The 18,926-nt window shown below is 55.1% G+C and carries 16 protein-coding genes and 2 pseudogenes; 8 read left to right on the forward strand and 10 right to left on the reverse strand.

The features are described 5' to 3' along the window. A partial coding sequence (locus F3H98_RS14300; RefSeq protein ID WP_149760831.1) for a transposase occupies nt 1-163 on the reverse strand: 163 nt, incomplete at its 3' end. A 347-nt stretch (nt 164-510) separates the two neighbouring features. Continuing rightward, the gene (locus F3H98_RS14305; protein WP_188130430.1) at nt 511-2,052 is read right to left on the reverse strand and encodes a hypothetical protein; all 1,542 of its coding nucleotides are present in this window, start codon (nt 2,050-2,052) and stop codon (nt 511-513) included. A 547-nt stretch (nt 2,053-2,599) separates the two neighbouring features. On the opposite strand from F3H98_RS14305, the gene F3H98_RS14315 reads away from it, so the two are divergent. The 3 genes and pseudogenes from F3H98_RS14315 to F3H98_RS14325 form a co-directional block, all read left to right on the forward strand. Beyond that, complete coding sequence (locus F3H98_RS14315; protein WP_149760834.1) at nt 2,600-3,808, forward strand: glycosyltransferase; 1,209 nt, start codon at nt 2,600-2,602, stop codon at nt 3,806-3,808. Continuing rightward, nucleotides 3,789-5,054, forward strand: coding sequence for an MATE family efflux transporter (locus F3H98_RS14320; RefSeq protein WP_149760835.1), 1,266 nt, complete (start codon nt 3,789-3,791; stop codon nt 5,052-5,054). The genes F3H98_RS14315 and F3H98_RS14320 overlap by 20 nt, the downstream gene beginning before the upstream one ends. A 155-nt stretch (nt 5,055-5,209) precedes the next feature. Continuing rightward, a pseudogene (locus tag F3H98_RS14325) lies at nt 5,210-5,629 on the forward strand (transposase); the annotation flags it as partial. A gap of 298 nt (nt 5,630-5,927) precedes the next feature. Here the strand turns inward: F3H98_RS14325 and F3H98_RS14330 are convergent. The 8 genes from F3H98_RS14330 to F3H98_RS14365 form a co-directional block, all read right to left on the reverse strand. Further along, entirely contained in the window at nt 5,928-7,217 is a 1,290-nt protein-coding gene (locus F3H98_RS14330; RefSeq protein WP_149760836.1) for an O-antigen ligase family protein, read from the reverse strand. Nucleotides 7,218-7,484: 267 nt separating this feature from the next. Further along, nucleotides 7,485-8,828, reverse strand: coding sequence for a nucleotide sugar dehydrogenase (locus tag F3H98_RS14335; RefSeq protein WP_149760837.1), 1,344 nt, complete (start codon nt 8,826-8,828; stop codon nt 7,485-7,487). A gap of 337 nt (nt 8,829-9,165) precedes the next feature. Beyond that, the gene (locus tag F3H98_RS31090; RefSeq protein WP_188130431.1) at nt 9,166-9,336 is read right to left on the reverse strand and encodes a hypothetical protein; all 171 of its coding nucleotides are present in this window, start codon (nt 9,334-9,336) and stop codon (nt 9,166-9,168) included. Beyond that, nucleotides 9,333-9,752: a hypothetical protein gene (locus tag F3H98_RS14345; RefSeq protein WP_149760838.1), complete on the reverse strand. Its 420-nt coding sequence runs from the start codon at nt 9,750-9,752 to the stop codon at nt 9,333-9,335. The genes F3H98_RS31090 and F3H98_RS14345 overlap by 4 nt, the downstream gene beginning before the upstream one ends. A 71-nt stretch (nt 9,753-9,823) precedes the next feature. Next, on the reverse strand, nt 9,824-10,237 hold the full coding sequence (locus F3H98_RS14350) for a hypothetical protein (RefSeq protein ID WP_149760839.1): 414 nt from the start codon (nt 10,235-10,237) through the stop codon (nt 9,824-9,826). Nucleotides 10,238-10,554: 317 nt separating this feature from the next. Beyond that, nucleotides 10,555-11,865, reverse strand: a complete 1,311-nt coding sequence (locus tag F3H98_RS14355) for a tyrosine-type recombinase/integrase (RefSeq protein ID WP_149760840.1) — start codon at nt 11,863-11,865, stop codon at nt 10,555-10,557. Nucleotides 11,866-12,336: 471 nt separating this feature from the next. Beyond that, a complete protein-coding gene (locus F3H98_RS14360; protein WP_149760841.1) occupies nt 12,337-13,374 on the reverse strand; it encodes an IS110 family RNA-guided transposase in 1,038 nt (345 codons plus the stop codon). Between the two features lie 117 nt (nt 13,375-13,491). Then, on the reverse strand, nt 13,492-14,304 hold the full coding sequence (locus F3H98_RS14365; RefSeq protein ID WP_149760842.1) for an IS5 family transposase: 813 nt from the start codon (nt 14,302-14,304) through the stop codon (nt 13,492-13,494). A 1,327-nt stretch (nt 14,305-15,631) separates the two neighbouring features. Here F3H98_RS14365 and F3H98_RS14370 point away from each other — a divergent pair. The 5 genes and pseudogenes from F3H98_RS14370 to cysD all read left to right on the forward strand — a co-directional run bounded on the left by F3H98_RS14370 (nt 15,632) and on the right by cysD (nt 18,926). Then, on the forward strand, nt 15,632-16,213 hold the full coding sequence (locus tag F3H98_RS14370) for a hypothetical protein (protein ID WP_149760843.1): 582 nt from the start codon (nt 15,632-15,634) through the stop codon (nt 16,211-16,213). A 147-nt stretch (nt 16,214-16,360) separates the two neighbouring features. Continuing rightward, the gene (locus F3H98_RS14375; protein WP_149760844.1) at nt 16,361-16,789 is read left to right on the forward strand and encodes a hypothetical protein; all 429 of its coding nucleotides are present in this window, start codon (nt 16,361-16,363) and stop codon (nt 16,787-16,789) included. Between the two features lie 225 nt (nt 16,790-17,014). Next, nucleotides 17,015-17,131, forward strand: a pseudogene (locus tag F3H98_RS14380) (IS5/IS1182 family transposase); the annotation flags it as partial. A gap of 281 nt (nt 17,132-17,412) precedes the next feature. Further along, complete coding sequence (locus F3H98_RS14385; protein ID WP_149760845.1) at nt 17,413-17,646, forward strand: hypothetical protein; 234 nt, start codon at nt 17,413-17,415, stop codon at nt 17,644-17,646. Between the two features lie 374 nt (nt 17,647-18,020). Next, nucleotides 18,021-18,926, forward strand: a complete 906-nt coding sequence (gene cysD / locus F3H98_RS14390; RefSeq protein ID WP_149760846.1) for a sulfate adenylyltransferase subunit CysD — start codon at nt 18,021-18,023, stop codon at nt 18,924-18,926.

Here is an 18,926-nt window from a genome sequence, read left to right on the forward strand (position 1 = left end):
CTTCGGGCAGATCGCGCCAACGTGCACCCGAACGCGCCATCCACAAGAGCGCGTCGAAGAAGCGTCGTCCATCACTGCGTGGACCGCGCTTGCCCTTGCGACCGCCCGGAACGAACGACTTCACCTTCTCCCACTGATCGTCGCGCAAAACCTCTCCGTCCATCGCCAGCCTCCAAAAGCCAGCGTTGAATCTGATTTGCGCAACTTTGGGAATCCCAAGCCGTTAAATCGTCACTACAGCCTAGAACGCGTTTCTCTCTGTCGGGCCGAAGGCATGCAAGCGGAGTGTTTCTTCTGAACACAAATTTGCAAGCTGCGAGGTCAGAGTATCTCGTTTTCGCCTGAGGTGGGCGGCAACCACTGGCCTGCCACGTTCACTCGTAAGGGGCACCACAGGGATTTCTCTCGTCTGGATGATGTCCTCCCCTCCCTAGTGTAAGCGACAAAACGCAGCCACAGGCGAAAACCCAGAGACGATCAGTAGTTCAGCGAACTCAAGCTGGTTGTCGGTCACTCTGCCGGTTTCATCTGCGTTGCGGGAGACTGCCCTAAGATACGAAGAACGCCCCTCCAGGCCATGAAGATACCGAGCATCAGGAACGTCCACAGAAGGCCGTGATCGAACAAAATGACGCCTTCTCCAGGCACCTGCGAGAGGTGATATCCCGCCAGGGCCCCGACCACTGCCAGGCTGCCGATGGAGGTGTTTTTGTCGAGCGGCAAGCAGGCGAAGAGACCGACCAAAAACGATCCGCAGGCGAGCGCTAGGAGGGCCATAGGCCAGCCGCCCATGGCATAGCCGGAGATATGGACCGACTGCGGCGACGTGCCCTTGTCGGTGTATCCCTCGGCCACGCCGAAGATGCGGGAGTAGATGAAAGTGCTCGCCCGGCATTTCGGGCCTGGCTTCGCCTGTTCCAGAATGCCCCCGCAGACCGCGCCTTCCGTGGTGAAGGTCTGGTAATAATAGGGATAGATGACCGCCATTCGATTGAGCGCGGCGAAGAGGATGGTGGGCGCGTGGGTAAAGGCTTGCGTCGACGTTTCGGCCGCTATTCGCGAGGCGCGAGCCACTTTGGTCTTGGCGAAGGTAGGCTCCACTGCGGCGATCTTGGGTTCGTCCGCCTGCGTTTCCGGCGCTAGCCGGTAGACGAACGAGGAGATCATCAGGAAGGAGGCCACGAGAAAGATCGTCCCGATGGCTGCCTTCACATAGGCGTGGCGTTTGGCGTTCACGAAAACCGCCATGACCAAGCCGATGTAGAACAGCAGAACCGGCCACTTCATATTGAGCATGATGAGCAGGATGGACATCATAAAGATGTTGCCGACCATCGCGACCAGCCAGAACCTGCCGCCTGATCTCATCCACCGCAACATTGAATAGATGGCAAGGAACGGCAGTAGCGCCTGCAGCACCATCAGCGTTCCGTAGCCTATGCGGTCATGGATCGCGAAACGGGCGTTCACAGAAGAAACGGCATCGGTTCCACTCAAGAACAGCGCTGCCACATCGGCCTGCCAGAATTGATAGAAGACGAAGGCGTAACAGACGCTCAAAAATACCAAATACTCGACACCGCTGAAATCAGGCAGGATTGCCGAAGCTTTGGCGATAAGCGGCTGGGCGCCCCGCTTCGTCAGATAGACGACCAGGGGTGTTAGAACGAACGGGCAGAGAAGCAGCGCCCAATAGCCGGGCGTGAACATCTGGTCCATGTCAAGAATGCGGGGCGAAAAGCCGGTTGCCTTGAGCGATGCCGTCCCCAAAGGGGTTGCGAAGATCACATTTCCGGCTACGATTGTAGCAAAATACGCGCCAAGGAAGGCAATCGGCTGAAGGTTTCGAGACACCCATAGCCGGAATGGGTCGCGGTTGACCATTGTGAGGCAAATCCTCATTCCAATCGTTGCGGAACTTATAGACCTGCGTGCCTCCTGACAATCTGAAATCTCGATCTGACAAACGGCGGAAAGGACGTCAGCATGGATAAGAGCGTTCCCGCTGAAGCGCCGCCGCTGCTTGACTGCATGTATCGCGTCGACGAGCAAAAGCTGCAAATCTTAGCTGAACAACTAGCTAGGCCAACTCCTGTGCCGGTGCGCGAGATGGTCGATTGTCGTCTCCACCAGATGCCTGAGCGAATCAGCCGCGACACCGCCACACGCGCTCGTACCGTGGTCCGAAGAGCCATGGCGCGATTTCTGTTATGAGTTCTCAATCGTTGGGCAAATGTTTGCGATAGGCGTTATCTCTTGGCGTGGTGGTTCAGTAGGGGTATGACCAGCCTTCTGCCGTGCAAAGTGAGACTGGACCAAAATGAGCGCGGAAGTGGGGCGAAATGCAGCCGCCAGATTTTGATCTGCCAGCCAACGGAGACGCAGCACTTGCAATCTCATTGAAGCAGTTCGTGCTACAAACGCACCTTGCCGGTGAATTGCCATCCTGCTTTTAACCGCGTTGGAGGTCCTTATGCACATTGCTAACGCATGGCTTAGAGTAGAATTCAATTGTCCCATGCTAGGGGATCGTCCTGCAGGGAGATAGCTCGGTTGTAAAGTCAGCACGGTAGTCGCATTGGATCGGTGCAGGTAAACTATGAAGAATGAACCAAAGATTTATCATATACTGTTTTTTGGGTTTATTTCTGACCATCAGCATCTCTTGGAAGTGTTTTCTTCGGAAGAGAATCCGCAGGTCTCGGCAATTAAGTTCCAACAAGCGATTATCGAGGCCATTTCAAAAAATGGTGCGGCTGTACGCATCCTGAGTACGCTTCCGATTTCGAGTTTTCCAAGAAATCGTACGCTGCTCGTCCGTTCCAGGGATTTCTCCTTAGGCGAAGCAAACGGTCGCCTGATGGGCTTTATCAATTTACCAGTCGTCAATCTGTTTTCAAGGCTTATATCTTCGTTCGGGAGCGGTCGGCGGGAGCTTCGGACGCAGCCAAAGGTCGACGCCATTTTAGTTTATGCGTTGCATACCCCTTACGTGCTGGCGGCGGTGATTCTGAAGTATATGTTTGGCGTAAAATTAGGGGTGCTTATTCCCGATTTGCCGCTAAATATGAATGGAAGGAATGAGTTTGGGATCAAAGCGTTGGCCAAGAGGTTGGATAATTGGATATTGAGAAACCTTTCACGCCACATTGATGTGTCCTTTCCGATTACTAAATATATCGCTGAGGATTGGCTTCCTGAAGGGATCAAATTTGAAGTTATAGAGGGGATAGCAAATTCGAATGTCTCTCCGCGGATAAAAACGCGGGAAGAGAACCGAAGGAAGAAAATATTATACGCTGGGACGTTTTCTCATTTATCTTCTTTTGTTCGAATGTTTTCGGAAAGACCGGAAATCCCTGCTGATTTAGTATTTGTTGGTGGTGGGCCTGACAGAGCGCAGATCGAGATGGCTGCACAGGTCGACTCGCGAATTTCTGTTAAGCCTTTTCTTCACGGCAGGGAATACGCAGAGGAGGTGGCAAACGCCGATTTTCTCTTAAACGCCCGTGACCCAAATTGGAGGGGAAGCAGGTATTCGTTTCCTTCGAAATTGTTTGAATATATGAGCCTAGAAGTCCCAATTTTGTCTACGCGGATGGCCGGCATTCCGGATGAGTATTTCCGATGTTTTTTTTGTATCCACGACAACGACCCCGAAAAATTTGCCGTCTCGCTTCTCGAGGCCCTCAATGCTTCTGACGCTGAGCTAGCTTCCAGAATAGCAGTCGGTCGAAAAATTGTTACCAAACACAAATCGCCTGAAGCGGTTGGCGCAACGCTACTCTATGCTCTCCGTGAAACTTAGATCCTCTCTTTTATCTCATGCGGCGCTGTTCGGCGTTTCGCTCCTTGGTGTACAAGGAACAATCTACGCTTATCAGTTGCTTGCGGCTTGGAGCTTAAATGAATCCGATTTCGCCAAAGTGAGACTTGTGGAAAGTTTCTCAACTATCGGCGCGCTCCTAGTATCTGCAGGAATACCGTCCGTTGCTTTGGTAGGAATGGCAGCTGCCGACAATCCAAGTTCTCTAAGGCGTACCCATGTGGCCGCGATTGTGCTGCAACTATTCACAGCACTTTGCATAAGTGTGATCTGCGTAATGGCGGATCAGTTTGGACATTTTCCTCAGGAGGTTCAGGGAACTGGCTTGTGGATCGCATCTCTCTCGTCGCTCATGGCATTTCGGTTTCTCTTTGTCTCGGCGAGCCAAGCGACGCAAAAGTTCAAGCTGTTGGCGAGCTCCGCAGCAATTGCATGTTTTGCGAGTTTTGCCCTTGCGTTAGCGCTATCTATGATGAAGACGCCACCTTTAACGACATGGTTCTTTAGCCGCTTGTTTCTGGAATTTCTGCTATGTGCGATCCTGTGCATAACGGATTTCCGCGCAATTCGCGTTATGTTTGCTAGTATGCTGAACGTATCACGCGATGTTGTTGCTCTAGCCGTGGCCGCGATGCCAGTAGGAGCGTCCCTGGTTGTGCGATCGATTGTCGACAACGGAGCGGTGATTTGGTTGGCGTATCGTAGCGCACCATCAATCGTAGTTGCCGAATTGGGTTTCGTCATAACGTTGAGCATGATTGCATTAGTGCCCTCAGCAATTATTCAAGGGGCCGTTCTGCCTAGACTGTCGAAAGCCGCCGCAACGCACGATCAATCGATGAAATTTCGGTGGGCTATGATGGGATCAATTGTTCTTTCGACGTTCTCGGGCTCGTTGTTCGTTTTCCTAATAATATTGGCGCACCGATTTGTGGGCTGGGGTCACTTTCTCAACCCACCCATTGTTGTCGCTGGCTTCCTTATCTGTTTCGCCAAAGCTGCGGCTAGCGCCATTGGTATTAGTATGCTTGTCGATGGCCGTGGAAAATTAATAATTACTTTAAACAGTGCTGTTCTATTGATTGGATTGTTAATCGTGCTGATGTATGAGGCGTTATTTGGAGATAAGTGGAGTACAGGTGTAATGTTGTTGGTGGTTGCAGTTGTAGAATTAATTGCTGCAACTGTATATTGGTTGAGCAATAGAAGGGATTTTTGCCGCCCTTGATCGACGTGTGCGCGGCGGTGACAAATTGGGCCATGGAGCGCCGGCGTGATGCGGGCGGGGTAAAAACCATCCAGTGGTTAGGCTGATCCTGACCTGCCACTGAGATTTTCCTCCATCTGAGATTAGAGTCCGGCCCTTGATTGAAGGACGGACGAATGAAGCGGAAGCGATTCACGGAAGACCAGATCATCGCGGTGCTGCGCGAACATGAGGCGGGTGCGAAGGCAGGTGATCTGGCCGCAAGCACGGTATATCCGAGGCGACACTGTATAACTGGAAGGCGAAGCATGGCGGCATGGACGTATCCGACGCCAAGCGCCTGAAGGCGCTGGAAGACGAGAACGCGAAGCAGAAGAAGCTGGTGGCCGACCAGATGCTGGAAGCCTCGGCGCTTCGCGAGCTTCTGTCAAAAAATGGTAGGGCCCGCCGCCAGGCGCGAAGCCGTCGCGCATCTGCAGGCCGTGATGTGCTTGTCGGAGCGTCGGGCCTGTTCCTTCGTTGGTGCCGATCGCAAGATGGTCCGCTATCGGTCGAGGCGTCTGCGCGAGGCCACATTCCTCGCTCGGCTACCAGACCCCGACGGCCTTCGCAAAGGTCTTCACTGCAACCGGTTCAGACGCTGCGCAAATCGAAAGCTACGCGTCTTCGCCGGTTGCTCAACCCGCGCCCTACGGCGTAACAGAAACGGGTCGAGGCTCTAATCGCCGCTGGATGACAGTTCAGAGGCAGGTCACTTCCTGGAAGGTCCGTAACCGCCCGATTGTGACCGCCTGCCGGCTATCGTCGTGTGGCCTAAGACACGTGTTTAACGAAGTCGTTTGCGACAAAGGAAATGCTCACTGCGAGTAAAAGCGTAAAGCCGTAACGCCTATTCTAGCATTCTTGCGGGCCCCTGCGATCTAGAGGACACGACTTCGCTTCGATACAACCGCAAAGGAGGTAGCACACAAGGGTAGAGTGGATTACGGCAGAAAGCGGAAGAATCATAAGCGATTCAGTCAAGCAATAGGTGCCGTAGCTGACTGATACGATGAGCCCAGCTAGCGAAAATTTACTTTCTGCTCGATCTTGAAATGGATGGAATTTGGAGAACAAGTAAATTGGAGCAAAGAGAAGAACGAGGTTTGCAAGACAACGAAGTAGTCCGCCCGTAGCAAGGTCATTCAGATATTGATTATGGGCTTGATTGAACGGGGCCGAAAGGTTTTTGTCAGGGTTTAGTGCCTTTGTCGACGAGGCTACCGCGTCTTCCCAGCCCGCGCTCCCCACGCCAATGATCGGTGATTTCTCGAAGAGCTGTATTGCCAAAGCTACCAATTTCGCGCGGTCGCCAACCGCGGCATTGTCAGAAGCATCCTGGCCGAGGACAAGCATGGACAATCCGGAGTACGCGCTTTCAACGCGCGACGCCACATATCCCGCGTCGGAAGCGATCATCGCTCCGATGAAAACTATTGTGCAGGCTGCTGCCGTGAGAAACGCAGCCCGGGATTTTCGCCAGAGCGCAGGTGCTAGCAAAAGCAATTGAAGCGGAATGGCGATAAGCGCACCTCTGGTGCCAGATAAAAAGGCGTTCGCAGTTCCGCTCAAAAGGCCGCCAGTCGCAATGACAGTTACGTGCCAGCGGCCGGTCGAATGAACTACTCCAACAGCACAGATTGCCGCAAAGGTAAGTGATATCATTCCGAAACGAATCGGGTTCGTGCCGACGCCAGGTCTGACGACGTCCTCGAGCTGAATTTGATAAACTGCGGCGAAGAATGAAGTAATCGCTCCAAAACCTGTGCCAATTACCAGTGTCGACCAACGATGCTGGGGCATCGTGAACGTCACGAAGAAAGCGACGACCAGACATTTCGCAGGCACTTCAAGTAACGATAGATCTCGATGCAACAGAGCAAGGAGAAGAACTGCCATCGAGAATGTTAATCGAATATTGTAATATACAATGTGAGGTTGTGTGAACTTCTGACGATAATCAGAGATAGAATGCGTTATAAAAGCCAACTGCGAGCTTAACGCAATTAAAGCTCCGTAGATTGCAATGGCACCGAGTAATGATCCGCTCCACAGCAGGCAGAATGATAGGCCGGCCGCAATGAAGTAATCGCCTGTTGATGCCAAGAAGCGCTGAAGTGCGTTAGACTGAATTTCTACATGCAAAATGAGGACCCATCAGGAGCAGTCAGTGTGTTCAATCTTTCCTGGACGCGAAGTTTCGCGGTCACGAAGTGGCGCGGCGTTAAGTCTATCTAGATCATCAGTTCGTCTGGTGAAGTCCTTAAAATAGGAAAATCCTTTGCCGGAAGATGACAAAGGACTTTTCAGTCTTGTGCTTGGACTGCGACAAAGGCTGAATGAGCCGTCTTCGCAATGCATTGCTTTAGCCCGGCGAACTAACATCAATTGTGCGCGTTGGTTGGCTTAGTACTACGCTTTGACAACATTTGCATTATCAAATCCCCAACGATCCATGACATTGCGCGTGTCAACTACGAGAGGTGCGCATTCTGCAATTGCGCGATAGTCGACAGCATCATGGTCAGTCGCTATTGTAACAGCGTCTATGTTCTTCAGCGTATCTCTAGTAAGTGCAACTGATCGCCGCCCCTGGAGCGCCAAATGCTCGCGGGTTGGTGGGATCTCCTCTACATGAGGATCGTGAAAGTCTACGATAGCTCCACGCTCCTCCATAATTTCGATTAGCCGCAATGAGGGGCTTTCGCGAATGTCGGAAACATTCTTTTTGTAGGCAAGGCCAATGACGAGAATTCGTGACTTACTCATCGCCTTGCCAAACCGTAAGTTGAGCGTCTCGGCAAGTTTGTCGGCGATGAGGCGAGGCATTGCTGAGTTGATTTCGCCCGCCAGTTCGATGAACCGGGTGGGAATCTCGTATTCGCGCGCTTTCCAGGTGAGATAAAACGGGTCGATGGGAACGCAATGCCCGCCGAGTCCCGGACCGGGGTAGAAAGGCATATAACCGAACGGCTTGCTTTTGGCTGCCTCGATAACCTCCCAGATGTCGATGCCCATCGCGTCGTAGATAACTTTCAGTTCGTTGACGAGAGCAATGTTGACGGATCGGAAAATGTTCTCTGTCAGTTTGACGGCTTCCGCGGTCGATGTGGACGAGACTGGCACGACCGATTTGACGACCTTGCCGTAGAAGGCTTCCATCAGACTAGCCGCCATCAGACCGTCTCCCGCGATGACCTTGGGGATCGTTGCAACTTCGAACTTCTTGTTGCCGGGGTCCTCCCGCTCGGGGGAAAAGCCGACAAAAAAATCGGTTCCGGATTTCAGGCCGCTCTCTTCGAGTATGACTTTCACCACATCGTCGGTGGTGCCGGGGTAGGTCGTCGATTCGAGAACGATCAGCTGCCCGCGGCGAAGATACCGCGCAATAACCTTTGCGGTATTCCTCACGAATGAAAGATCCGGATCGCGGTGTCTGGTCAACGGCGTGGGCACGCAGATGATAACGACGTCGCACGCTTCGAGTTCGGAGAACTCTGACGTGGCGTGAAACCGGCCACCCGAGACCTCTGAAGCAAGCGCATCAGGTGTCACAGCTTCGATGTACGACCGTCCGTCGTTCAATGTGACGATTTTCTCCGGGTCAATGTCGAAGCCGGTTGCCGGGAAACTTGCGCGGGCGATTGCCATGGCCAGCGGCAGTCCGACGTACCCAAGGCCGATGATTCCAACCCGAGCCTCGCGCGACGAGATCTTTTCCAGAAGGCATTCATAGGTCGATTGAAGGGCGTTCAAGCGTACGATCTTCCCGGTTGGCTGAGACTGATTTCTGTTGCGGCCACCTACTTTGTGGCGCTGACGGAGGCATATTTCGGAAGCCCAACATTAGCAAGGTTGAAGCCCACGGCCAAAAACGACGACCTGAATGGCATCTTAGTGTTGAAAAGGCGGCACGCTCGTAATCTGTGAAGCGTCTCACCTGGCAGATATTCCTGCGCTACCTGCCGCTTAGACTCGATGCTGTGAGTGCGGTATCTAGCGATAGGTTCCCTTTTTGTAACCCGACGGACCCTAGTCGAATCCTCACCGATCTCAGGCGCGCATTCCACAAACGAGCCAAATTGGGGCCACGTCACCTCCGACCCCGAAGTCGTGTGAGCGCTTCTCGAAGGCGGTAGCCGCGCGCAAGCGCGGCGTCCCGTTCATCGGCGAGCCGTTCGAATATTGGGAGATATGCCTCGCCGTGCATTTCAACAAGCTCGGCGGCGGCCAGATAGGCCGCGTCGATACGTTCGAACGTCATTTCGCGACTGCCTTGCCCCCCAGCACCGCCTTGGCAGCGACGATCCCGTCGATCGCCTTGACGATGATGTAAACCTTCCTGTTGTCGCCATTGTGCATCGTGACCTGTGGCTCGTCTCTTGCGGCGGCACTTCGGACCAGGTGATCGTTGGCAATGGATCTTCGAAGGTCGGCCGTTGAGGGCTCGCCACTTTCAGTCAGGGAGCCGTCCAGAATGCCGTCAACGTGATCGGCGATAAACTCCTTCGCCAGGTCTTCGGTGTTCACCGCTGGAATGCTGGTCGCCATATCCATGACAGCAATTTCGAGGGTATTCGCGGCTTCGCGGACATGTGGGGGATACATATCGGCGGCCCCTTGCTCTCCCCGGACACAGGCTGCGAGCTCGAATGTGTGTAAAAGGTCAAGTGCGTTCATTCTTTGCCTTTCACCGCCGGACGCAGGCATCCTAGCTTTGACGGAAATCCTTCGTCGATTGCGAGCAGCAATCAAACAGCTGCGTCGTCGGTATCGATCACGATTTGGATAATGCCCGTGTTACTCGGCTTCCTTTCATCTGACTGGAGCAATAGATGCTTTGCCAAAAACATGGCTACTTGGGCGTTTTGTTCCGCTAGGCGGAATAGGGCACGACGGAGGCTCAGCTTTCCTTCGGCGAGCCCCCGTTCGATCTCTTCAGCCGCTTCCAGGGAGCGCTCAAGGAAGGCTTGAAAAGTGGGTTGAGGCACACGAAGAATGGCCGCCATTTCGCTTGGCGCCATATGATAATAAGCGAGGCTGCGAATCTGCCGGAGGGTATCGTCGGTCGCTTCGATCTCGAAGCGTCGACTGACGCAGGCCTTCATTCGCTCGGCGGCCCTTTTATCGATATCAGCGCCCGAATTTGTTTCGTTGTCAAGCATGGGTCTTCCTTACGTCGGCCAAATTCCAGATCAATCGCGCTTGGGGCACGATCGTCTCTGGTTTCAATTTGCTCCGTGGTAGGAAGCCCGCCTTGAGGGCAAGATTATTGCGAATAATCTGATTCGCTGCAATGCACGCCGTTCCGATTTCGGCTAGGAGCCCTTTCTCCGCACCTTTTCCTTGCGCCAAGAGTCGCGTCGGCTACCAGGTCACAGCCCATCAGGCGGCAGTGGTCCGGCGCAGCGCATTTGCTGCTTTGAATGACGATAGTTCGAAGTGCCTGGTGGTTGGGGTTTCGAATCTATTGGTCTTGGGCTCAACGGTCCCGTGAGGTCCACCAAGCGGCTTCCCCATCGGGAGGTCCCTGTCCGTCATATCGCCGCCGGACTATTCTACTCTTGACCGTCAAGGCCTGTGGTTTCGCCGTGGTGCGCTCGGCAACTCCCGCCTGAAAATCGGGGTGCTGGTGATAATAGTGTTTGCGGAGAACCGGCTCCGTCATGCCGAGATAGTCGGCCGCATCTGACGGGCTCGCCCCATTCTGCATCAACCACGTCGCGGCCGTGTGCCGGAGAATATGCGGCGTTACGTCGGTCTTGAAGACGTTCCTTCCCTTCTTCTCGTCCCAAACGTGCCAGCCAAGCCCGGCGATCTTGCACGCCTTCCGGAACGCGTTTTTGATCGACTGGACGGGCTTGCCCTCCCACTCGACGATGTAATCCTGAGAGATCATTCGGCCGATATTCTTACTCTTGCCACGCCTGACAGTATGCTGCCCGAGAGTGAATTCCGTCGTCGCCCATCGACGCATATGCACGAGCAGCCGGTCAGCGATTCGCACCGGCGTTTGTCGTTTGCGTGTATCGACCGCATCATGTGCCTTACGGTAGAAAACGCCACGGTTGAGGTCTACGTATCCGCGTCCCGTCGTTGGCCGTATAGCGGCATTGAAGATCGCGGCTGACCGGGTGCCGGTGTAGATGCCGATCAGAATGAAGCGGGCAAGATGACGCCCGGTGTAGCGTTCGCTAGTCTGACCTTTCCACGACTGCTTCATGTGCATCGCCGCGCGGATGAGACGCGCCGCTTCGTCACGGCTAAGCCAGCGCACTTTCGGCTCCGCCTTCTTCGGAAGTTTGATGGCCGGGGCGTATCTGATGTAGCCCTCATCCCGATAGTGATTGAGGGCAGCCCGGAGGTCTTCAAGCTGGCGGCGAGCCGCCGGCAGCGTGTTCGACTGGTTGATGAAGTCGGTCACGACGAAGCCCGTAATGTCACCGATCATCTTATCCCCAAAGAAGTCGAGGATTTTCAGATGCCTTGCGACCGCATCCTTTCGCTTCGCTCCATTTTTGAGCTTGGCTATTTTGTCGATCGCGTATTGCTTGACGGCGTCCGCAACCAGTACTTCGTCGGGATCACTGTGCTTCCTCCTCTCTGGAGGGTAGGTCTTCGCTAAATATTCCCTGAGAGCTATTTGAGCGAGAGCAATGTCGCCCTTGCCGAAGCCAGTGGGATGTCCTTGATTTCCGTCATAGATGAACCATTGGGCCTTGCGCCGAGCGCGGCCGTCGGCCTTTCGGGCCTTTTTTCTGAAGTGAAGGCGGATGCCTTTCGCACTCGACATAGATCCCTCATTTTCGCGATCGCTGCCAACGTTGTGTATTCCTTGTTGGCGATAATTTCAGTTTCGAGGCGGCCGGCATCGCGTTCCTTGCGAAGACCTTTGACGCCCATTGAACCGTCGGGAAACGCTATCTTCACGACTATTTCGATCCGGACCGGGGCGTCCTTATCGTAGTCTCGAGCGCCTAAGAGTCCTCTCTGATTGGGATCGTTGACGTCAAGCTGCTCCTGTTCTTTTTCCGGATCGTATCGTCCGCGGGTCACGCGCTTCTCTTCGCGGTCAGCGCTGGGCCGCCGCATGACGGGCTCAGGAGAGCGAGGCGTCTCAATCTGTGCCACGACCTTGCGGGCATTTGGACCCACAGGCTCTGGACTCTCAACGAGATCGCCTTGCCCATCGTCGCCGCGGACGATCCGGACATCACCCTTGCGGGCGAACCCTGGTTTCTTGTCCCTCCAGTTGTCGTCTCATTCAAGCCGCCGCGCAGGCAGGTTGCTTGCCTTGGCGAAACTCGGTCGCATCGACCCACATGCGGTGCAGGATGACGGCGAGCTTGCGGGCAACCGCGACCCGGGCTCGCGCCATGCCCCGTCGCCTGGCGATGTTCATGCCCCATGCTCTGAGGCTCGACCACTTCTTGCTGCGCACAAGCAGTGTGTGGGCGGCCTCATAAAGCGCGGTGCGGGCGAGTTCGTCGCCGCAGCGGCTGACCTTGCCCTGGATGTCGGTTTCGCCCGATTGGTAGCGCGCCGGCGTCAGGCCGAGATGGGCGCCTACATTCCTCGATCGCCTGAACCGGTCGGGCCGGTCGATCGTGGCGCGGAAGGCGAGCGCGGTGATAGGACCAACACCGGGAACGCCCATAAGACGCCGGCAGACCTCTTCCTTGCGAACGAGATCGAGAACCTGCTTCGTCAGGCGAGCGAACTCTGCGAGCATGGTGCCGAGGATCGTCAGCAGCGGCTCAACCAGCGGTAGGACGACCGGATCTGCACCGGCAACGTCGCGCACGCGATCGGCGAAGGCGGTTCGCGACGGCGTGCCCAGCTTGAGGCCGGCCTCCCGTAGGATCGCCCGCACCACGTTCTCGATGGTCCGCATTTCGTTCAGGACCGTGCGGCGGGCAACAAGCAGGGAGCGCCAAAGACGGCATTGCCGGCTCTTCACATGCACCTGCCGATACCAGCCGGTGCGCATGATCTGCGCCAGGGCGCGGGCATCATTACGATCGGTCTTGTTCGGCATCGTCTTCATCGCCGCATTCGCTGCCCGCGTCTCGATGCAGATCGCCGGCAGACCCTCGGCGCGCAGTTCGTCATGAAGCCAGGCCGCCAGCGAACACGCTTCCAGACCCATCCGTTGCATCGGCAGATCGACTTCCCGCAAGGCGGCCGAAAGGGCCTGAGGCTCGCTCGCCGCACGCATTTCCTTCACGATCCGGCCGGTTTCGTCGACCACACAGATCGCGGTCTCTTCCAAAGATACGTCAAGTCCGGCAAAGTACTTCATGGCTGCTCCTTCCCGATGTTTGTGGCGCTCCAAAGCGACCACGTTCTAACACCCCGACAGGAGCAGCCACCTCTTTCGGCTCGGCCGAGACCCCAATCACCCCATCTGTGCCGAAAGTCATTGATTTCGTGCGATGCGCCGGACAAGGATCATGACGGCTGCGGCGTAGAGGAATGCTGTTGCGGATTCGATGGTGGCTTCGGCGTCCTTCCATAGGCGTCTGTTGCGACTGATCCACGCAAAAAAGCGTTCCACGACCCAACGTCTCGGTTGCACGGCGAAGCCGATCTGATCTGGCTGTCTTTTGACTATTTCGACTGCGATGGAGGTGGCCTCGGCCACACGCGGTCCCCGGTATCCAGAATCAGCGAACACCATTCGGATAAAGGGAAATGGTCGCCGCGAGGCGTTCAGGATCGGCCCGGCACCATCACGATCCTGAATGCTGGCGGGATGCGGATAAAGGACGAGAGCCCGACCGTCGGTGTCGACCAGCGCATGGCGCTTGCGGCCCTTGATCTTCTTGCCGGCGTCATAGCCGCGCGGCCCGCCACTCTCGCAGGTCTTCACCGTCTGGCTGTCGATGATAGAGGCGGTGGGAGAGGCCTCGCGGCCGCACCGTTCGCGATCCAGCATCAGGAGTTTGTGGTTCATCTTCTCGAACAGGCAGGTATCGCGGAACAAGCAAAACCAGCGAAACACCGTGCTCCTTGGCGGAAAATCCGATGGCAACAGGCGCCATCCGATGCCGCCACGCATGACGTAGAAAATCGCGTTCATAATCTCGCGCAAGGACCATCTGCGCGGTCGACCCGTGCGGCTGGCCCTGGGCATAAGTGGTGCAATCAAACTCCACTCTGCGTCCGTCGTGTCTGTTTCATAACGCAGGTTTTCACGGCTATGCTGGCGGCGAGTAGCTGGCGTCCACATCAGGTCTCTCCAATCAGGCTTCGACAACCCGTTGGAATCACCACCGCGCCAGCTGCTCAACCCCCTTGGCGCGATCCAAAATTGAGCACATGTTGGTGTGGATGTAGATTCACACGAACCCACTAACACATTGAACTACAAAGACATAATCACAGCAGACTAGCCGTTGCTCGATTTGGCAGGATACGAAAAGATGTGATACAAATTTTCTGAAGCGGTCCCAGACTTCAAGGTCGCCTGGGATTAAACGTCCGAATCACATCAATCCTTAAGCCACGTCCGTCACAACCATGAGCGTCTGCCCAGCAAAGCCACGCTCCGAAATTTCGGGACGGGCTCTAAGTCATTGCCCCAATGCCTTGATAAGCTGTGGGGGTGACATCTGCGTGCGCGATCGCCATCGGTGGACTGGTGAACGTGGGCCGTTATCGGCTCGCCATGGTTGGACCGAGACCCGGCCAGAACGCGGTCAAAAGGATCAGCAATGTTTTCCTTCGGGTGCAGATCGCCGGCGCTCAGAGCCTGAATGCGCGCCGCGAAGTCTCTGATTGCGAGCCCTAGCGTGTTCGCGGCATCGAGGACATCTTGTAAATATCTAGTGCCAGCCTCGTGCGGTCCCCAGATTTGGGAGGGGACATCGAAGGGAGCAGATTAGCAGCGCACATATCGCAATTTCCACGATTGTTGCGTGGGAAGTTCGACGGCAGTGCTTCTGGGTAGGAGCTTCAGTCTAAGCTTAGACTTCGCGTTAGGTCCAGCTAACCTGGCTAGCAATCGCTGTCATTTCCACAAGATTCAGTTGATCAAAATGATAACCCAAAACGTTCCCCCGTCCTTTACGTGCCGGCGGCGATGAAACAGGCTTCGTAAATCTCTGCGGGGCCATCGGATCAGATCCGGACTGCTGACGAAGGCCGCACCCACTTCGCGGCCAGGTCGTGGGCGAACCGCTGGAGCGCGGCCGCGATCTCCACAATGACAGAGTGTTCGCTGAACGTTTCGGGGATGCGTATTGCCCGCCTCTTGCTCGCTTCAATCCGGAGGGGAAGAAGAGGCTCTCAAGCGTTCATCATCCATTGTTCTATATTGTTGCCTAGGAAAGTTGCAGCGAATCGCTTCTATCCATAGGGCTATAGTCTGCCCAATTTAGGGGGCAGAACCAAACCATCCGCGCGCAGTTCAAGGTGTTATTATTTGCGCTTCCAGGAGGTTCATCCGCCCAAAACGGCAAACTGAAAGAACAACTCGCCACCAATCGCATGTAGTTGGCCACGTCGATCGAAAAGGGTCATCAGTGATCAATAAACCTAAACGAAGGCTGCCGGACGTGGATTCCCATTCGCGAGACCTAACTCCAGTAATTCCAGATGACATTCAGGAACTGCTCAGCCCTCCTCCGCTTATCGCCACGGAAGATCCGTCTCGCTATCGTGATTTTATGGTTCGCTTTGCTTTGGAGTTCGATCCACAATCCATAAGCGAATGGTTTCTCGTCAATGATCTCGTCAACGTGCACTGGGAAATATCACGCTACCGCAGAGCAAAGGCGACACTCATTCGACTTGCCTGTCCGGCCCTTGCGTCAAAACTGATCGAAGATAGTGACTTTGGATTCGAAAAATTCTCACATGGGGATTTTAAATCTCAACCGGTCGTCGTGACCAAAGGCCGGTCAAGGGAAATAGGGCAACAACTCGCGGGTCACGGATTGACTGTCGAGGACGTTTTCGATTCAGCCTTGATCGAAAACCTCGACGAGGTCGAACGTTTCGACAAGATGATCGAGACAATGGAGAATCGCCGGGAAAAGCTGTTCCGTGAGTTTCGTGCGCATCGCTCTCTGAATCCCGAAACGGCGAAGAAAAAAGCCAATGCGATTGTTGACCAGTTTGGACCCACTGCGACCTGAAACGTTTCGCGGTTCTTTCCGCTGACCATAATGAAACAAAGGCAACCTATGTCGGCTGCTCCGCGATCATCGAGTTCGCTTAACGCAAGGAAGCACGGCCTAACAGCGCGTTCGAATAATTCGACAGACGACTCGGCAGGTCGTCGGGTGACAAAGCTGAAGCTCGTAGATGCCATGTCCAAGGGAAATCGTGACCCGGAGGTTTGGCGTGCCGCAGAACGACTCGCCGACCTTCAGATGACAATTATGTCGATACGGCGTGCAAAAACCTCTCTTATCAATCGCGCAATGGATACCCTGCCCAACAATGCTGCGACCGGAGGGGTTTCGGAGTTGGGGGAGGAGGGCACGTTTGTCGCTGATTCAGGCCCGAATCCTGGCGGCGAGCGAAGCACAGACGGTGACGGTCCTTCCGAGCGGGCGTCGCTGGAATTCTCGGAGGGAAAAGCTATCGCGAACAATCTCAAACAGCTGGCAACCCTCGACACATACGAGCGGCGAACGCTGTCGCGCCGCCGTAAGGCCGCTTTTGCGTTGTTACTAGCCTTCGAGGGGACGGTCGGGAAGGGCGGTTGAGGTGTGGAGTTCAACCACTGGCACGTATACTTGGACTTAGCTCGGCGCCCGCAACCCGATGCCGAAAGTCCGGTGGGCCACGAACGCAGTCGAGCTTTAGCGGGTGAAAGTCTGTACTAGCTAAGAGTTGGCTCGCGCCGTCGAGAAATGAGCGACCTTTGCGATCGCAGCTCTGGGGACAAGGTAGTGTCCGGGGGGCTCCTTTGGCGTCGACGCGACGCTGCAGCTATCTTTGCAATCCGATCGGTGAGGCTTTTGATGGAGCGGCTGGCATACTTCTTCCGTTGGTTCGTCGGCCACGGTGTCGATGACACGGCCTGGAATCATTCAGTATTGTCGAAACCGCTGGAGGGCGACATCACGGTGAGTTCGTGAACGGTGACAAGACCTAGATAACCGGTCCCAAAGATTGTAAGTCGCGCCGTCGTTGATTGCGAGTTTATCCGTATCACGTCAGCCTAGGGCGACCAATTGTAGCAATAAAGTGATGAATTTGTAATATTGTAAAGTTTACAAAAGCTTTTGTTGGTATAACAAATATTATTTTCATATCTATGATAGACATTGCATAGGTTTATTATTACGCTTCAATTATACATTATGTTATGCTTGGAGTGCCACGAATGACGACGTACAACATCCCCATGACCCATATGATCGCCACCGACTATCTCCGGCGTGGCATAATCGCCCACGACGCGCTGACTATTACATGCGACCGCAAAGGTCTGGAGGACCTGATCGAGGACGCGCTCGACATGAAGCAGAATGGAGACGACGTGAGCATTCGGCGCTCCTACAAGTTGCACGCCATCAAGCTTCAGAAGGTGCTCCAGATGCGTTTACCGCTGGGATAAGGGTGTCTACCGAGACCGGGTTGACGAAAGCGTTCCAACTGGTGTCGACTTTTGAGAGAAGTGCACAGTCGCCTCTTAAGATTGAATTAACTGACATAATCAACCATAAATAGCAATTTGGCAAAACGAAAAATATCTGAAGCAGGACGCGACATTCCCTAGGTTAAAGCACCCCATCTCGGAGAATCTCGCGGTGGGGAATTGTTTTTCGAATATCGCGCTATCAGCGCAAAACTCCTTCTGCCTGCACCTGTCATATTGGACGCGGTCGCCTTGAGAGACCCCCACAAGCCGTGGGATTGAGGGTATTCGAAGGCTCCGCGTTCCGTCGGGCCGTTCGCGGCCGTTGGCTGCCGCACCCCGAAGGCGTCAGTATGCTTGCAAAGCTCACCCATCTCGACCGGCTCGAAGCCGAGGCGATCCATATCTTCCGGGAGGTCGCCGCGACCTTCTCGAAGCCGGTGATGCTTTATTCCGTCGGCAAGGATTCCTCGGTCCTGCTGCATCTGGCGATGAAGGCCTTTTATCCGGCCAAGCCGCCGTTTCCGTTCCTGCACGTCGACACGACATGGAAGTTCAGCGAGATGATCGAATTTCGCGACGCCATGGCGGCCAGGCACGGTTTCGATCTCCTGGTGCATATCAATGAAGATGGCGTGCGCGACGGCATCAGCCCGTTCGAGCACGGCTCCAACACCCACACCCACATCATGAAGACGGTGGCGCTGCGCCAGGCGCTCGACAAATACGGCTTCGATGCCGCCTTCGGCGGCGCCCGCCGCGACGAGGAAAAGTCGCGCGCCAAGGAGCGAATCTTTTCCTTCCGCAACGCCAGCCACGCCTGGGACCCGAAGAACCAGCGTCCGGAAATGTGGAAGATCTACAACACCCGTGTTGCGCCGGGTGAATCGATCCGCGTGTTCCCGCTGTCCAACTGGACCGAGCTCGATATCTGGCAATACATCCTGCAGGAAGAAATCCCCATCGTGCCGCTCTATTTCGCCAAGAAGCGCCCGATCGTCGAGCGCGACGGCATGCTGATCCTCAAGGACGACGACCGCATGAAGCTCAGCCCCGGCGAAACCGTCGAGGAGCGGCTGGTGCGCTTCCGCACGCTGGGCTGCTACCCGCTCACCGGCGCCATCGAGTCCGATGCTGAGGATCTCGAATCCATCGTCAGCGAAATGCTGACCGCCCGCACCTCCGAACGCCAGGGCCGCCTCATCGACAAGGACGAGGCGGGTTCCATGGAAAAGAAAAAGCGCGAGGGCTATTTCTGA

Source organism: Neomesorhizobium albiziae, from assembly GCF_900114255.1.
GTDB classification, from domain to species: Bacteria; Pseudomonadota; Alphaproteobacteria; order Rhizobiales; family Rhizobiaceae; genus Neomesorhizobium; species Neomesorhizobium albiziae.

Excerpts from the sequence above, each read along its gene's own strand:
- F3H98_RS14315 (WP_149760834.1), top strand. The coding sequence starts at position 2,600 with ATGAAGAATGAACCAAAGATTTATCATATACTGTTTTTTGGGTTTATT.
- F3H98_RS14320 (WP_149760835.1), top strand. The coding sequence starts at position 3,789 with ATGCTCTCCGTGAAACTTAGATCCTCTCTTTTATCTCATGCGGCGCTG.
- F3H98_RS31090 (WP_188130431.1), bottom strand. The coding sequence starts at position 9,336 with ATGACGTTCGAACGTATCGACGCGGCCTATCTGGCCGCCGCCGAGCTT.
- F3H98_RS14345 (WP_149760838.1), bottom strand. The coding sequence starts at position 9,752 with ATGAACGCACTTGACCTTTTACACACATTCGAGCTCGCAGCCTGTGTC.
- F3H98_RS14350 (WP_149760839.1), bottom strand. The coding sequence starts at position 10,237 with ATGCTTGACAACGAAACAAATTCGGGCGCTGATATCGATAAAAGGGCC.
- F3H98_RS14355 (WP_149760840.1), bottom strand. The coding sequence starts at position 11,865 with ATGTCGAGTGCGAAAGGCATCCGCCTTCACTTCAGAAAAAAGGCCCGA.
- F3H98_RS14360 (WP_149760841.1), bottom strand. The coding sequence starts at position 13,374 with ATGAAGTACTTTGCCGGACTTGACGTATCTTTGGAAGAGACCGCGATC.
- F3H98_RS14365 (WP_149760842.1), bottom strand. The coding sequence starts at position 14,304 with ATGTGGACGCCAGCTACTCGCCGCCAGCATAGCCGTGAAAACCTGCGT.
- F3H98_RS14385 (WP_149760845.1), top strand. The coding sequence starts at position 17,413 with ATGACGACGTACAACATCCCCATGACCCATATGATCGCCACCGACTAT.
- cysD (WP_149760846.1), top strand. The coding sequence starts at position 18,021 with ATGCTTGCAAAGCTCACCCATCTCGACCGGCTCGAAGCCGAGGCGATC.